Below are 13,007 nucleotides of genomic sequence, written 5' to 3'. Positions count from 1 at the left end.
GGAGTGACTGTCTCCTGATGGACAGACAACAGCGGGAAACGGCTGATCCGGACGTTTCACCTGGTCCATTCGGGACATTCGGCGGTGAGTTGCGGCGCTGGCGTGCCAAGCGGGAGCTCTCGCTGGCCGGGCTGGCACGCCTGGTGCACTACAGCAAGGGGTACCTGAGCAAGATCGAGAACGGGGACAAACGGGTCACGCTGGATCTGGCCAGGCGTTGTGACGAGGTACTGGACGCAGGCGGTCAGCTGTCGGCCCTGGTGCCCGCGCCGCCGGACAGGCCAGATGTGGCGATTCCGGAGCAGGTGTTGCCGTCGGACACAGACCAGTGCCCGTATCCGGGACTGGCGGCGTTCGGACCGGAGGACGCCAGCTGGTTCTTCGGGCGTGAGCGGGCCGTCGTGGCGCTGACGGATGTCCTGACGCAGCGGCTGCACGATGGCGGACCTGTAGCCGTGGTGGCGCCGTCAGGTGCAGGGAAGTCGTCGCTGTTGCGGGCCGGGTTGGTGCCCGCGCTGGCGCGTGGCGTGTCGAACTGTTGTTGCGCGACTTGGGAATCACGCCCGACATGACCGCGCCCTACGAACCCGGAGCGCTCCCGCTGCTCGCGCACGCACTGCTGACCACCTGGCAGCACCGCGAGGACCGGCTGCTGACCGTGGATGGATACCAGCTCACCGGTGGTATCCGTTCAGCGATCGCCACGACCGCCGAACGTGCCTTCGCCCGGCTGGATCCGGCCGGGCAGAATGTCGCCCGCAAGGTTCTGCTGCGCCTGGTGCAAGTGGGCCAGGACGCCGGGCAGACCCGCCGGCGCGGCACGATGGATCAGCTTCGGCGGCTTGTGCCGGACGAGGATCTCGACAATGTCGTCGGCGCGTTCGTCGGGGCTCGACTGCTCACAGTGGACACTGGCACGGTCGAGATCACCCACGAGGCGTTGCTCAGCGCATGGCCGAGACTGCGTGACTGGATCGAGGCCGACCGTACCGGTCTGCACGTGCACCAACGCATGACCGAGGCCGCGGACGTCTGGCAGCACCAGGGCCAACGCCAGGATCTGCTGTATCACGGTGCCGCGCTGGCCATGTCCGCCGCGTGGGCCGACGACCACGCCGGGGACCTCACCCCGATGGAACGTGAGTTCCTCGCCGCGAGCCGACGCGAACAGCAGCGCGGCGTCCGCCGACTGAGACGCATGGTGGCACTTCTGGGTGTATTGGTTCTCCTTGCGATGGCAGCAGGCGGAGTCGCGTGGTGGCAGAGCGACCAGGCTCAACGACAGCGGGACATGGCCGTGTCCCAAAAGGTTGGCACGCTTGCATCCGGTCTACGTGCCACCAATCCAGCGCTGGCAATGCAACTGGCCGTGGCTGCGCACCACACGGCCGACACACTCGAAGCCCGCAGCGCAGTGCTTACCTCCACAACCCCTTATGTCAGCCGGTTCCGGTCAGGTGGCGACTGGGTGAACGCCGTCGCGTTCAGCGCTGACGGGCAGTTGCTGGCCATCGGCACCAACGACGGCGTCGCACAACTGTGGGACCCAAGCAATCCCCGCCAGCACAGACCGTTGGGGACATTGCCTGTTACCGGAGAGGTGTGCTGTCTCGCGTTCAGTCCTGCAGCCACCATCCGTGTGCTGTTCACCGCGAGCGCCAAAGGAGCACAGCTGTGGGACGTCACCGACCCGGGCACCGCTAAGCCGTTGGCCACATTGGACGGCTCTGACAAAGCGATACGCGACGCGACCTTCGCTCCCGACGGGCACACGATCGTGGTCACCCACGAGGATTACACGACCCGTCGATGGAACGTGACAGACCCGGCTCACCCGGCCGAGTTGCCCGCGGAACAGACCAGCCAATGCGCTGATTCCAAGCCCCGGAGCGTTTCCAGCCCGGACGGGCGCACGCGTGCGTTCGCCCAGGGATATCAGGTCTGGCCGTGCGATGCGGACAACCCGAAACCGGTCAAGATCGAGCTGGGGAAACAGATCACCGGCCTGGCCTTCAGTCCTGACGGGACAGTACTGGCCACGGGCGGTGTCGACGGTAACTTCTACATGTGGCACGCCCCTCTGGCCGCCTACCTCGACCAGCGCCGCAACCCTGACGCGGTCCGGGCGACCAGTCATGACCACCGCACGATCGTCACCGGCTCAGGCCGCGTGTTCCTCGGCCCGGCGAACTCCGGTCAGATAGCCGCCACAGTCGACAATGGCGAAGAATTCACCCTGTGGGAGCTCGACCCATCACACGCACCACGCCAGTTGGCCCGGCAACCCGTGCACAATCTCGTCGCCGTCGCATTCCATCCCGGCGGCAAAGTCCTGGTCACCGGGGACAATTCGGGCAAGGCCATCGTCTGGGACGTCAGCGACCCCACCACCCCGCATCCCGTCACGACCCTGGACGACGACTTCAAGAACGTCAACGCAGTGGACTTCAGCCCCGACGGCAACCTGATGGCCACCGGCGACACCAACCACGGTGTCCGGCTGTGGGACACGCGGAACCCTGCATCCCCACAGCAGATCGCCTTTCACACGCACCACACTGAGGCAGTCGTCGGTGTGCGCTTCAGCCCGGACGGCAAGTTCCTGGCCAGCACCTCCTACGACTGGACCATCCGGCTCTGGGACATAACCGACCGCACGTCCCCGTCCGCGACGACCACGATCACCGGCCACACCGACAGTGTCCATGCCGTCAACTTCAGCCCTGACGGGAACACTCTCATCTCCACGGGACGTGACCGCACCACCCGGCTCTGGAACATCGAAGACCGCCAACATCCCACCCCCAAGGCCGTTCTGTCGCATCCCAGGCCCGCGGCGGCGGCTTTCGCTTCCGACAACCGAACCGTCGTCACAGTGGCAGACGGCACCGTCAAACTGTGGGACACCGACTACCAGACCGTCGCCGACAAGGTCTGCGACCTGGCCGGCCAACCCATCTCCCCGCAGGAATGGGCCCAGTACTTCGAGGACACCGTCGGCTACCAGCCGCCTTGTCCCTGACTGTTCTGGTCAGGCTAACGCTCAATTCGCGATACGAACTAATCGAACCTGGGCAGTTCACGCAGGCGTTTTCCGATCATCGCCGCCGCGACCAGCAGCCAGACCACGCCGAGACTGATCGCCAGCCCAGCCAGGTAGTCCCGGTCGTGCAGGCCGGGATTGACCGGCACGTTCTCCTGCCACAGCAAGGGAATCGCGATCAGAACCAGCACCCCGGAAACGACCGCGCCGGCCTTGGCCGGACCTTTGACGACCAAGCCGACGGCGCCGACAAGCGGGGCGAGCAGAAGGTCATGCACGATCGGCCCAGCCACGAACCACGCGCCGAACTCGGAGATCTGCGGCACCTCGAACGCCAGCAACGCACCCCAGGCCATCATCGCCAGCCCTGCGGTGCCGAGCAGAACCCGTGTCTTCACAACACCTCCAGGCGGTTGACCCACTTCGTCTGCAACACGCCCGGACGACTGGGAGCCATGATCCGGCACGGGTAGCCGTGATCCATGCTCAGCACCTCGCCGTTACACCGCAATGCCAGCAGCGTCAACGGATCGCTTGTGTGTTCACCGGGAAGCACGCTGGTCCGGTAGAGCCCGTCTCGTTCCATCGAGTGGACTTTCACCGCTGTGCCTGGCTGGACGCCCGCGGCTGCCAACAGGTCGGCAATGGGTACCCCGGTCCAGCCGGCCGACTGGCTCCAGCCTTCGACACAGGCGATCGGCAGGTCGGCCGTGGTCTGCGGCATCGCAGCGAGTTGCTCGAGCGTGAACATCCGGCCTGCGACGTCCAACGTCCACGCCGGATCGAACGTGACCCCGGCGGCCGCTGCGGTCCGGTTCACCGGCAGGCCGGTCGCCGATCGCCAGGCCAGCGCGGAAACGTCGCGCAGGAAGGGAACCGTCACACCCGCGGTGGCCACGACGGCGGCTCCGGATGCGAGCAGCGTGGTCCGCAGGAACGCGCGCCTGGCGGGATCGGGCAACGGGTCGCGCCGCAGGGCCCGGCGGATGACCGGCAGTTTCACCGCGATGTGCACCAGGATCGAGCCGACGGCGACCCAGGCGACCGCGTAGTGCGCGTCCGGGAAATAGAAGCTCCACAGATAGTTCTGGGCGACATTGAAGATACCGGTGACCAGCTCGAAGAAGGCCGCCCCGGACAGCACCAGGATCGAACCGCGTTCCAGGGCGTGCGGCAACGAGCGCACAAGGGGGCGCTGGAAGAGCTTCGGGTAGACCGACCAGAGTTTGGCCAGCAGCAACGGGATCGCCGCGACGCCCGAGACGACGTGCACGCCCTGGGTGATCCGGTAGAGGTCCACCGGCCGGGACGGCCAGAAGAACCAGGACGGCGGGTGCTGGATCGTATGGCTGATCAGGCCGGTCACGAAACATGTCAGGAACGCGATCCCCAGCCACAGGCCGATCCTGGACGTGGCCTTCTCATGATGCGCGGCACTGGTGAACTTCATGCCGGTACCAGTTCGGCGAACCAGCGGCCGCCGTCCTCAGCGAGCCACTTCGCCCGCATGCCTGCCTCACGCGCGGTATCGGCGACCGCGTCCGCACCAAGCCACGCCCACGGGAACCAGTCCCCGTCGCCGTTCAGCCGGACCGGCCTGTGGCGTACGCCTGAACCCGGCGGGTCGATCTCGACCAGGGCGCTGCCATGCGGCGCGAGGAGTTCACCGATCCGGCGCAGCAGCCGGACGGGGTCGCCGCCGATCCCGATGTTCCCGTCGGCGAGCAGCACCGTGTGCCACCGCCCCGTACCCGGGATCGGGCCGAACACGTCCCTGCACAGGGCGATACCGCCGCGCGAGAGCGTCAGGCCGACCGCGACCGGGGACACGTCGATCCCCAGCGCGAGCACACCACGATCGGCCAGCGCACGCGTCAGTCTGCCCGGGCCGCATCCGATGTCCAGGGTCGGGCCGACGCAGTGCGCCAGCATCATCTCGTCACTGGGCCCGGGCGCCGCCTGCCAGCGGTCGACCGACAGTGCCACGCGTTCGCCCGTGGCCAGTTCCAGCCAGCACACCTGGCCCTGCAGAGCGAGATCGAACCCGTTCACCGGACACCCACCAACGACGCGAACCGGCCGGTCGTCATCCTCGCGGCGACGTGCCGGGCGTCGGCCATCGTGTCCACATCGGACAGGACGGGCAGGTGGCCGATTCGCAGATGGCCGAATGCCTGGAACGTCAGGTCACCGGTGTCGGGCCGGGACATCGGGACATCACGCAGCACGGCCGCCTCACGCGGATTCTGCAGGCCGAGCGCCCACCACCCGCCGTCGGCAGCGAATCCCAGCACGGCGTCCAGGTCCGTGAGCCGGTCGATGGCACCGAGCAACAGCTCAGGGGTGACTTGCGGAGTGTCCATCCCGATCTGCAGCACGTGCACGCCAAGCGCGGCGATGTCGGCATGGGCATTGGCGAGCCGCTCGCCGAAGGTCGCGCCGCGCTGGGGAATGACCATCGCCCGATCCAGCGCCGCAGCCAGTTCGTCACGCCTGGCAGCCTGGACGAGATCGCCGGTGAAGGCCACGACAGGAGTGCTGCCCGGGACAGCGAACACCGCGTCCAGGGTGTCCAGCAGCGCGGCGGCCGCGATATCCGCGGCCTCCTGCGGGGTGGCGGGTGGGCAGAGCCGGGTCTTGGCCAAGCCTGGCACTGGCGCCTTGGCCACGACGAGCAGGCACGTCATCGCAGCACCCCTGACATGTCCCGGATCGCGCGCAGTGTGCCCTTGACCGAACCGGAGACCTTGGACTTCGTGCCCGCCGCCCGTGATCGGTAACCGACCTCGAGTTCGGTCACGCGCCAATGGTTTTCCGCAGCCCGCACGAGCAGTTCAAGCGGATAGCCGAAGGCACGGTCCTGGATGCCCAGCGCGAGAAGCTTTTCCCGATGTGCGGCGCGGATCGGTGCGATGTCCGTGACGGCCAGTCCGCGGCGCCGCATCAGGGCAGCGAGAACCGCGTTGCCTGCCCGTGCATGCCATGGCCACACGCCGCGCCTGACCGGGACGCGCTTGCCCACGGCCATGTCAGCGCCGTCGTGGAGTGCTTCGACGAGCCTGGGAAGGTCGGCAGGATCGAGGGAGGCGTCCGCGTCCATGAAGCACACCAGGTCCGAAGTCGCATACTCCAGTCCGGTGTGGACGGCCGCACCGTAGCCCTTCCGGGGTTCGTGGATCACCTTCGCGCCCAGGTTCCCGGCGATCTCCGGGGAGCCGTCCGCGGACCCGTTGTCCACGACGATCGCCCTGAATCCCTGCGGCAACGCATTCAGCACCAGGGGCAACGCCGCGGCCTCGTCCAGGCACGGCAGCACCACATCGATCATGTCCATGCCAGGATTCAAGTCCTTCATGGAAGGTCGTGGAACCGTTGTGGCGCTTACCAATCTATGACGTTCGCGAACTCCTTACGAAGTTCTGACGGATGGCGTTGCCCGGTGTCGCCACCATCCGGTCACCGCTACGGTGCAGCGGTGTCGTTGAGATCAGCCACCCGGACGCGGCGAGTCCGGGGCGAACTGGTGGCGCTCGCGCTTCTGCTCGCCGCGATCGCCGTCGGCTTCGGTTTCGGCATCCGGCTCTCGGGCAGCGGTCACTTCCCGGGCGCGCCGTCCACGTTCGGGGAATGGCCGATCCTGGGCGAATGGCTGCCGCACGTCGGAATCGGTACACCGCTGTCCATCATGCTCGCGATCGCGGTGATCGCCTGGGGACCAGGCCTCGCAGCGCGCCTCGCATGGCGGCGGCTGCTCGGGCTGGCGTACCTCGCGAGCGTGGGCTGGACCTTCTCGCTCGCCCTGATCGACGGCTGGCAGCGGGGCGTGGCCGGGCAGCTGACCAGCCAGGACGAGTACCTCAGCGAGGTCGGCGGGATCACCGACATCGGTTTGATGCTGCGGACGTTCTCGTCCCGGATCCTGGATTTCCAGCACGATTCGTGGACCACGCACGTCGCCGGGCACCCGCCTGGCGCCACGCTGGTCTTTGTCTGGCTCGACCGGCTGGGCCTGCCGGGTGGCACCTGGGCCGGGATCTTCTGCGTCCTGGCCGGTGGCGTGGTCGCGGTCGCCGTGCCGGTGACGCTGGCCGCGTTGGGTAAGCCGGACCTGGCCAGGGCCGTCCTGCCGTTCGCCGTGCTGTTCCCCGGCGCGGTGTGGATGGGGGTCTCCGCGGACGGGATGTTCGCCGGGGTGACCGCGGCCGGGATAGCGTTGCTGGCCTTGCGGACCAGGCTCTCGGCGCTGGGCGGCGGACTGCTGCTGGGCTTCGGCGTGTTCCTGTCGTACGGCCTGGTGCTGATCGGGGTGCTCGCGCTGGTCGTGTGCGCGATGACGCGGAGCTGGCGTACGTTGGTGCTCGCCTTGGTGGCTGCCGGGGCCGTGGTGGCGATCTTCGCGTGGGCCGGGTTCTGGTGGTTCGACGGCTATCACCTGGTCGTCGAGCGCTATTACCAGGGCATCGCCAACGACCGGCCCTACTGGTACTGGATCTGGGCGAACCTCGCCTGCCTGACTCTGGTGCTCGGTCCCGCGGTCGCCGCCGGACTGCCCCGGGCCTGGCGGTCGCCCCTGATCATGGCCGCGATCGCGGTGGTCCTGCTGGCCGACGTCTCCGGGTTGTCCAAGTCCGAGGTGGAACGGATCTGGCTGCCGTTCGCGGTATGGCTTGTGCCCGCTGCCGCGTTCCTGCCCGGCTCCAGACAGCGGTGGCTGGCGGCACAGGCGGCCACAGCGCTTATCGTGAACCACTTGCTGCTGACGAACTGGTAAGGGGCGATGAGCGAACACGGGCACGTACTGGTGGTGGACGACGACGAGACGGTCCGCGACGTCGTGCGCCGCTACCTCGAACTGGCCGGGCACGACGTGACCGTGGCAGGTGACGGCGAGCAGGCCCTCGCACTGGTGGCAAGGTCCGAACCGGACCTGATCGTGCTGGACCTGATGCTGCCGGGCATCGACGGGCTGGAGGTGTGCCGCCGGATCCGGCAGCACAGCGCTGTGCCAGTGGTGATGCTCACCGCCCTGGGCGAGGAGGAGAACCGGATCGCCGGACTGCAGCTCGGCGCGGACGACTACGTCACCAAACCGTTCAGTCCCAGGGAACTGGCACTGCGGGTGTCGTCGGTGCTGCGCCGGGCCCGTGCGGTGCCGGCCACCGGCCAGCAGGTCGTCACCGACGGCGACCTGACGCTGGAGATCGGCGCGCGCAAAGCCGTGCTGCGGGGTGCCGATCTTTCCCTGACCACCAGGGAGTTCGACCTGCTGTTGTTCCTGATGACCAACGCGGGCACCGCGTTCTCCCGGACCGAGTTGCTGGCCAAGGTGTGGGGCTGGGACTTCGGCGATCAGTCCACTGTGACCGTCCACGTGCGACGACTGAGGGAGAAGATCGAAGCCGAACCCGCCAAACCGGCCCGAATCGCGACCGTCTGGGGAATGGGCTACCGCTATGACCGCGCCTAAGGTGATCGACCCGGCCGAACCGATGAGCGAGATGATCAAGCACGCGCTGCACATCCTGCCGGTCGCCCTCGCGCTCACCGTGCCCGTCACCGCGGCCGGGGTGCTGCTGCTCTACGTACTGCGTAAAGGCCGGCTGGCGACCAACCTGACGGTGCTCGTGCTGATCCCCGTCGCGGCCGTGGTGGTCGGTGTGCTCGGCGTCAGCGGGTTCATGTTCAACAGCACGCTCACCACGATGCTGCTGGTCTGCCTGCTCGTCGTCGTGGTGACGTTGCCTGCCGCGATCCTGCTCGGCCGCATGATCGCGGCCCGCACGGTGTGGGAGCGCGAGGCCAGGGACCGGGAACGTGCCGCCGAGGCGTCCCGGCGCGAACTCGTCGCCTGGATCAGCCATGACCTGCGCACACCGCTCGCCGGGATCCAGGCCATGGCCGAGGCGCTGGCCGACGGGGTGATCAGCCGGCAACGCGAGGTCGCCGAATACGCCGGCCGGATCGGCACGCAGACACGCCGGCTCGCGGGCATGGTCGACGACCTGTTCGAGCTGTCCCGGATCACCGCGGGCGCGCTGCAGCTGACGTTGTCCGAGGTGGCCCTGCAGGAGGTGGTCAGCGACGCGCTGGCAGGTCAGTCCCCCGTGGCCGACCGCAAGAAGGTGCGGCTCGTGGCCAACGCCGAGTCATGGCCGGTCGTGCTGGGTAGCGATCCCGAGCTGGCCAGGATCGTGCGTAACCTGGTGTCCAACGCGATCCGGCACACGCCGCCGGACGGAACAGTGGCCGTGCAGCTGGGCGTCGACGGCAAAGACGCGGTGCTGTCGGTGGAGGACGCGTGCGGCGGCATTCCCGACCAGGAACTCAACCGGGTCTTCGAGGTGGCGTTCCGAGGCAGTGCGGCGCGCACACCGGCGCCCCGCGGGGACGAGCCGATCGGTGCCGGGCTGGGCCTGGCGATTGCCAAAGGCCTGGTCGAGGCGCACCGCGGCAGGATCTCCGCGCAGAACAAGGGTCCCGGTTGCCGCTTCGAGGTCCGTCTGCCTCTGGCGATCTGACGGTTTCGTGACGTCTGGCCGACAAGGACTGTGCCAGGGCCGCAGTGGCCATAGCGTGACACCATGCGTGTACTTGTCACCGGCGGTGCCGGTTTCATCGGATCCCACATCGCCGATCTGTTGGTAGCCAGGGGTCACGAAGTCGTACTGTTGGACAACCTGTTGCCCCAGGCCCATTCCGGTGCCCCGGAGTGGACACCGGAATTCGTGCGGGGCGACGTGCAGGACGCCGCGCTCGTCACCCGTTTGCTGTCCGGAGTCGATGCCGTGTGCCACCAGGCAGCGGTGGTCGGGCATGGGCTCGATCCGTCCGACGCGCCGCTCTACGTGAGCAACAACGATCTGGGGACCGCTGTCCTGCTGTCCGCCATGCACGCGACCGGTGTGCGGCGCTTGGTTCTCGCGTCGTCGATGGTCGTCTACGGCGAGGGGCAGTACTCGTGCGCGACCCACGGCACGGTTCGCCCTGGACCGCGCCGGGAAGCCGATCTTGCCGAGGGCCGCTACGAGCCACTTTGCCCGATCTGCGCCGATCCCTTGTCGTCAGGCCTGGTCGAGGAGGACGCTCCGCTGGATCCACGCAGCACCTACGCGGCGACCAAGCTGGCTCAGGAGCATCTCACTTCCGCGTGGGTCCGGCAGGCGAACGGGAGCGCATGGGCATTGCGGTATCACAACGTCTACGGGCCGCGAATGCCTCGCGACACGCCCTACGCCGGTGTGGCCTCGCTTTTCCGGTCCGCACTGCAACGCGGTGAGGCACCGACCGTCCTGGAGGACGGCATGCAGCGCCGGGACTTCGTGCATGTCCACGACGTTGCCCTGGCCAACGTGCTCGCGCTGGAGACTCCCGCCGACGGGTTCGTTCCCGTCAACGTGTGTTCCGGCGAACCGCACACGGTCGGCGAACTGGCCGTCGAGCTGTCCGCGGCGTATGGCGGAAAGTCGCCACTGACCGTCGGCGGCGCGCGATCCGGCGACGTACGACACGTGGTCGCGTCGCCCGATCGCGCCCGTACTTTGCTGGGCTTCCACGCCCAGGTGACGTTCGCAAATGGGGTGAAGTCCTTCGCCACCGACCCTCTACGGCGTGAGGCGGAAGGTGGCGTCCTGCCGGTCCTTGGTGCGTGAAAAATGTCAGCGATAACGTACAGGCTGTCAACCCTCGACAGCGCAAGGTGTGAACGGGTGCCGGCCGGGTACGCGGGAGACATCCCGATCCAGTTTCCGGCTCGATGAGAGGCTGACTGACGCCAATGGCACCGACCGACGAGAAAGACCAGCAGCTTGAGTCCGTGCGGGTGGAAAACGACGGCACCCACCTGACCACCCAGCAGGGTGTCCGGGTGGATCACACGGACGATTCGCTGCGGGCGGGTTCTCGGGGACCGACACTGCTGGAGGACTTCCACGCCCGGGAGAAGATCACCCATTTCGACCACGAACGCATCCCGGAACGCGTCGTGCATGCCCGGGGCGCGGGTGCGTACGGCCATTTCCAGCCATACGACAGCTGGCTCGCCGAGTTCACCGCTGCGGAGTTCCTGACCGACCCGGCCGTCACCACCCCTGTCTTCGTGCGTTTCTCCACTGTGGCCGGTTCGCGCGGCTCGGCCGACACCGTCCGCGACGTGCGCGGATTCGCCACGAAGTTCTACACCCGACAGGGCAACTACGACCTGGTCGGCAACAACATGCCGGTCTTCTTCATCCAGGACGGCATCAAGTTCCCGGATTTCGTGCACGCGGTGAAACCCGAGCCGCACAACGAGATCCCGCAGGCCCAGTCCGCCCACGACACCCTGTGGGACTTCGTGGCGCTGCAGCCGGAGACCATGCACATGATCATGTGGCTGATGTCCGACCGGGCACTGCCCCGCAGCTACCGGATGATGCAGGGCTTCGGCGTGCACACCTTCCGGCTGGTCAACGCCGAGGGCCGGGGCACGTTCGTGAAACTGCACTGGAAGCCGCTGCTGGGTACCCACTCCCTGGTCTGGGACGAGACCCAGAAGATCGCCGGCAAGGACCCCGACTTCAACCGGCGTGATCTCTGGGAGGCCATCGAGAGCGGTGCGTTCCCCGAGTGGGAACTGGGCGTGCAGCTGGTGTCCGAGGACGACGAGCACAGTCTCGGCTTCGACCTGCTGGACGCCACCAAGATCATCCCGGAGGAGCAGGTGCCGGTCCGGCCGGTCGGCCGGATGGTGCTCGACCGCAACCCGGACAACTTCTTCGCCGAGACCGAACAAGTCGCCTTCCACACCGCGAACGTCGTGCCCGGCATCGACTTCACCAACGACCCGCTGCTGCAGGCCCGCAACTTCTCCTATTTGGACACTCAGCTGCTGCGGCTCGGCGGCCCGAACTTCGCCCACATCCCGGTCAACCGGCCGGTGGCGCCGGTACACGACAACCAGCGTGACGGCTTCCAGCAACAGCGGATCCACCGCGGCCGCACCAGTTACACCAAGAACACCCTCGGCGGCGGCTGTCCCGTGACCGCAGGCGAGTTCCCGGAGGTGTTCGCGCACTACCAGGAGAAAGTCGAGGGCCGCAAGATCCGTGAACGCAGTGCGAGCTTCCAGGACTTCTACAGCCAGGCCACGCTGTTCTTCAACAGCATGACGCCGCCGGAGAAGGAGCACATCGTCGCGGCGCTCCGGTTCGAACTGGGCAAGGTGGATCATGTGGAGATCCGGGCCGCGGTGGTCGACCAGCTCAACCATGTCGATCATGACCTGGCCGTCCTGGTCGCGCAGGGAATCGGCGTCCCAGCTCCGACGGAACCTGCCACGCCGAACCACGGCCGCAGCTCCCCTGCTCTGAGCCAGCTCACAGCACCCGTGGCCACGGCGAAGACCCGGAAAATAGCGGTTCTGGTCGCGGACGGCGTCGACGGCAAGGGCACTCGCAGGCTCGTCGCGGCGCTCCGGGAAAACGGCGCGATCCCCGAACTGCTCGCCCCGGTGGACGGAAAGGTCCGCAGCGCCAACGACGAGGACCTCAAGGCCGACCGTGCGATCAACACGATGGCCTCGGTCCTCTACGACGCCGTCGTCGTCCCTTGTGGACCAGACAGCGTGGCCGCCCTCAGCCAGGACGGATACGCTCTGCACTTCGTCACCGAGGCCTTCAAACACGGCAAGGCGATCGGCGCGTTCGGCGCCGGGATCGAACTGCTGCGCAAGGCAGGTCTCGGCGAGACCCGATTCGCCACGGACGAGGACATCGTCACCGACCTGGGAGTGGTGACCGCGTCAGCGGCCGAGGACTCCCTGTCGCCCAAGTACTTCGAAACCCTCGTCGCTCAGATCGCCCAGCACCGGGCCTGGGACCGCGACACGTCCTCAATCCCGGCATGAGCTCTTGAGGCCCGCGGTCGCCGGCCCCAAGAGCGGCACCGCCTGTTCTGATGTGGACATTGCGATCCATGCTGCCGGAAA

Annotated in this window: 12 protein-coding genes; 7 read left to right on the top strand and 5 right to left on the bottom strand. The window is 67.5% G+C overall.

Going from position 1 to position 13,007, the window contains the following annotated elements:
* Positions 1 to 17: 17 nt before the first annotated feature.
* Both JOF56_RS35145 and JOF56_RS35140 read left to right on the top strand, forming a co-directional pair.
* Positions 18 to 572, top strand: a complete 555-nt coding sequence (locus tag JOF56_RS35145) for a helix-turn-helix domain-containing protein (RefSeq protein WP_209643747.1) — start codon at positions 18 to 20, stop codon at positions 570 to 572.
* The gene (locus JOF56_RS35140; RefSeq protein WP_209643746.1) at positions 569 to 3,022 is read left to right on the top strand and encodes a WD40 repeat domain-containing protein; all 2,454 of its coding nucleotides are present in this window, start codon (positions 569 to 571) and stop codon (positions 3,020 to 3,022) included. The genes JOF56_RS35145 and JOF56_RS35140 overlap by 4 nt, the downstream gene beginning before the upstream one ends.
* A 38-nt stretch (positions 3,023 to 3,060) precedes the next feature.
* Here JOF56_RS35140 and JOF56_RS35135 read toward each other — a convergent pair whose 3' ends face one another.
* From JOF56_RS35135 to JOF56_RS35115, 5 genes are read right to left on the bottom strand one after another with little or no spacing between them, the layout of a single operon-like run.
* Complete coding sequence (locus JOF56_RS35135) at positions 3,061 to 3,441, bottom strand: hypothetical protein (RefSeq protein WP_209643745.1); 381 nt, start codon at positions 3,439 to 3,441, stop codon at positions 3,061 to 3,063.
* Entirely contained in the window at positions 3,438 to 4,493 is a 1,056-nt protein-coding gene (locus JOF56_RS35130; protein WP_209643744.1) for a molybdopterin-dependent oxidoreductase, read from the bottom strand. Before JOF56_RS35130 ends, JOF56_RS35135 begins: the two co-directional genes overlap by 4 nt.
* The gene (locus tag JOF56_RS35125) at positions 4,490 to 5,095 is read right to left on the bottom strand and encodes a methyltransferase domain-containing protein (protein WP_209643743.1); all 606 of its coding nucleotides are present in this window, start codon (positions 5,093 to 5,095) and stop codon (positions 4,490 to 4,492) included. Before JOF56_RS35125 ends, JOF56_RS35130 begins: the two co-directional genes overlap by 4 nt.
* Positions 5,092 to 5,730: a TIGR04282 family arsenosugar biosynthesis glycosyltransferase gene (locus JOF56_RS35120; protein ID WP_209643742.1), complete on the bottom strand. Its 639-nt coding sequence runs from the start codon at positions 5,728 to 5,730 to the stop codon at positions 5,092 to 5,094. Before JOF56_RS35120 ends, JOF56_RS35125 begins: the two co-directional genes overlap by 4 nt.
* Entirely contained in the window at positions 5,727 to 6,377 is a 651-nt protein-coding gene (locus tag JOF56_RS35115) for a glycosyltransferase family 2 protein (RefSeq protein ID WP_209643741.1), read from the bottom strand. Before JOF56_RS35115 ends, JOF56_RS35120 begins: the two co-directional genes overlap by 4 nt.
* 141 nt (positions 6,378 to 6,518) lie before the next feature.
* On the opposite strand from JOF56_RS35115, the gene JOF56_RS35110 reads away from it, so the two are divergent.
* The 5 genes from JOF56_RS35110 (at position 6,519) to JOF56_RS35090 (ending at position 12,926) form a co-directional block, all read left to right on the top strand.
* The gene (locus JOF56_RS35110) at positions 6,519 to 7,814 is read left to right on the top strand and encodes a hypothetical protein (RefSeq protein ID WP_209643740.1); all 1,296 of its coding nucleotides are present in this window, start codon (positions 6,519 to 6,521) and stop codon (positions 7,812 to 7,814) included.
* A 6-nt stretch (positions 7,815 to 7,820) separates the two neighbouring features.
* Entirely contained in the window at positions 7,821 to 8,510 is a 690-nt protein-coding gene (locus tag JOF56_RS35105; RefSeq protein ID WP_209643739.1) for a response regulator transcription factor, read from the top strand.
* 1 nt (position 8,511) lies between these two features.
* Positions 8,512 to 9,561, top strand: a complete 1,050-nt coding sequence (locus tag JOF56_RS35100) for a sensor histidine kinase (RefSeq protein WP_209648660.1) — start codon at positions 8,512 to 8,514, stop codon at positions 9,559 to 9,561.
* Positions 9,562 to 9,624: 63 nt separating this feature from the next.
* Positions 9,625 to 10,692, top strand: a complete 1,068-nt coding sequence (locus JOF56_RS35095) for an NAD-dependent epimerase/dehydratase family protein (RefSeq protein WP_209643738.1) — start codon at positions 9,625 to 9,627, stop codon at positions 10,690 to 10,692.
* Between the two features lie 125 nt (positions 10,693 to 10,817).
* A complete protein-coding gene (locus JOF56_RS35090) occupies positions 10,818 to 12,926 on the top strand; it encodes a catalase (protein ID WP_209643737.1) in 2,109 nt (702 codons plus the stop codon).
* Positions 12,927 to 13,007 lie beyond the last annotated feature (81 nt).

Source organism: Kibdelosporangium banguiense (assembly GCF_017876405.1).
Lineage (GTDB): Bacteria > Actinomycetota > Actinomycetes > Mycobacteriales > Pseudonocardiaceae > Kibdelosporangium > Kibdelosporangium banguiense.
This window is presented reverse-complemented; position numbering and strand designations above follow the sequence as displayed.